We start from the raw sequence: 2,292 nt of genomic DNA, 5'->3' as shown, positions 1-2,292 counted from the left end.
TTTTCTAAAGGCACTTGATCCAGCACCTCTTCATCTAACGACAGTTTCAATAGAGTAAACCTGTCACCGACATAGGTCCCAGATATTTCACTCCGTTTTTTATGAATCGCTTGATGATGATTCCAGATATGCATGTAATAGTGTTCTGACCAAATTTTATCGCCATTGACGATATTGGTTTGATAAAAGTCCACGCCAGGTAAATTAAACGGTGCCAGAACTTGCCTGAATTTTTCAGAGACCAACTGCTCTGCGGTTTCATGATAGTCACACGGCTGAAATTTGGCGAGATTACCCTCTGAAATACCAACTCTTCCCGGTCCAATAACGTGCCTTTTCAAGGACCATAGAGACATCAAATGCCCTAACCCTTCATCTGATCCTTCTATTTTATCTAACATATAATCCGTTGCACGACCACTTTCTTTTAACATGTAGTACTTACTATCATATTTCATTTTCTTGCCATCACATGATTTGTCTTCTAATTGCACATCTCTCAAACTGTTGATAATCCAGAATATTGAAAAACATATGGCCACCATAAACACTTTCGCAGCCATTGTCGTAATAGTCTGTTATTCAAAGGCCGAACCAATTGACCATTCATCTACCCGCTGAAAACTCAAACCTGTGAGATTTTCCTCACGAAGTGCTTGCACAACTGTTTCATGGAACAGGAATTTAGGTTTCTCTTCCAATGTGAATACTAAACGTTTTTCTAGAGGAATTTTATCTAGTACATTTTCATCTAATGATAATACTTCTAAAATAAAATCATCATCCACATAAGTTCCATCAATTTTTGATCTACCTCTATGAATTGCCTGATAGTTATTCCATATATGCATATAGTAATGTTCTGACCAAGTTTTATTTCCGCTAACAATATTTGTTTGGTAAAAATCCACACCAGGCAAATTAAATCCTTGCAACACCTGCATGAATTTTTCTGAAACTAATTGCTCTGCAGTCTCATGATAATCTGATGGTGTAAATAAATCTGGATTTCCCTCAATCATTTCAACCACACCTGGACCAAGAACACGATGTTTAATTGAACGAATCGACATCAAGTGCCTTAACCCCTGATCAGAAGTTCTTTTTTGTTCTAGCATGTAACTGGATGAGTTACCACTTTCTCTTAAAAAGTAATATTCGCTATCATATTTCATTATTTACGACTTCCGACACATCGGAACATTCAGACCAACTTGGCTAGATGCAATCCATTAAAAATAATAAACCGCCACATAATTTGTGACGGTGAATACATCAATTAAAAGTTTATCATTCTATTTTAAGAAAAGGCACTATCGGGCCCCCAATCTTCAATCCTTAGAAAGCCCAGACCTGTCAAACCTGCCAGTTTCAGCGCTTTCACCACTGATTCATGAAAGAGATATTGTGGATCTTCGTTTAATCGAAAAACTAATCTCTCTTGTAAAGGAACCTTATCTAATACCTTTTCATTTAAAGACATTTTTTTCAAAATGAACATATCATCTTCATAAGTACCTTTGTAAACAGACCTTTTAGGATGTAGCGCACGATGGTTCTGCCAAATATGAATTAAATAATGTTCTTTCCAGATGCTCCCTCTATTTTCTATATAAGCAGGATAAAAATCTACTCCAGGAAGATGAAATAATTCTAAAACATTTTTAAACTTTTCAGAAATCAACCCAGCAGGTAAAACCTCATGATAATCACAGGGGCTGAAATGCCCATCATCACCATAGGTAATATGTACATATCCTGGGCCGAGAACTTTGCGTTTTATTGAACGCATCACTAACAAATCATCAAGACCTTCATCTGATTTCTCACTTTCAGATAACATGTAAGAACCAGATAAAGAATCACCCGTCAATAAATAATATTGTTTATCATATTTCATATACTTAATTTCCCGATGAACTTACCTAGCCACAGGTCTCTGAGTCATAGTTTATTAAAGCCAGCCGTATCTATCATTAAAGCCCCACTAAAGGGGCCAACATTAATCACATTATTTATAGCGATTACAAATCATCATAAAAATCATCGTCATCGTCTTCAAAGGCAGATCCGATAGACCAGCTATCGACACGGCGAAAGTCTAAACCACTAAGGTCAGCGGCTCTGAGGGCTGCAACGACAGATTCATGAAACAGAAATGTTGGGTCTTCTCTCAATCGAAAAACCAATCTTTTTTCTAAAGGCACTTGATCCAGCACCTCTTCATCTAACGACAGTTTCAATAGAGTAAACCTGTCACCGACATAGGTCCCAGATATTTCACTCCGTTTT

Annotated in this window: 3 protein-coding genes and 1 pseudogene; all 4 read right to left on the bottom strand. The window is 37.0% G+C overall.

Annotated features, from left to right (window positions below):
- A partial coding sequence (locus tag P0Y67_RS22530) for a hypothetical protein (protein ID WP_342393684.1) occupies positions 1-563 on the bottom strand: 563 nt, incomplete at its 3' end.
- 15 nt (positions 564-578) lie between these two features.
- On the bottom strand, positions 579-1,175 hold the full coding sequence (locus tag P0Y67_RS22525) for an imm11 family protein (protein WP_342393683.1): 597 nt from the start codon (positions 1,173-1,175) through the stop codon (positions 579-581).
- A gap of 125 nt (positions 1,176-1,300) precedes the next feature.
- Positions 1,301-1,900, bottom strand: coding sequence for an imm11 family protein (locus tag P0Y67_RS22520; protein ID WP_342393682.1), 600 nt, complete (start codon positions 1,898-1,900; stop codon positions 1,301-1,303).
- 124 nt (positions 1,901-2,024) lie between these two features.
- Positions 2,025-2,292, bottom strand: a pseudogene (locus P0Y67_RS22515) (imm11 family protein); the annotation flags it as partial.

Origin of the sequence: Photobacterium sp. SP02 (assembly GCF_038519165.1) — a bacterium.
In the GTDB taxonomy this organism is placed as follows: Bacteria; Pseudomonadota; Gammaproteobacteria; order Enterobacterales; family Vibrionaceae; genus Photobacterium; species Photobacterium halotolerans.
The sequence above is the reverse complement of the archived record's forward strand: the minus strand, read 5'-3'. Positions and strand labels throughout refer to the sequence as shown.

Excerpts from the sequence above, each read along its gene's own strand:
- P0Y67_RS22525 (WP_342393683.1), bottom strand. The coding sequence starts at position 1,175 with ATGAAATATGATAGCGAATATTACTTTTTAAGAGAAAGTGGTAACTCA.
- P0Y67_RS22520 (WP_342393682.1), bottom strand. The coding sequence starts at position 1,900 with ATGAAATATGATAAACAATATTATTTATTGACGGGTGATTCTTTATCT.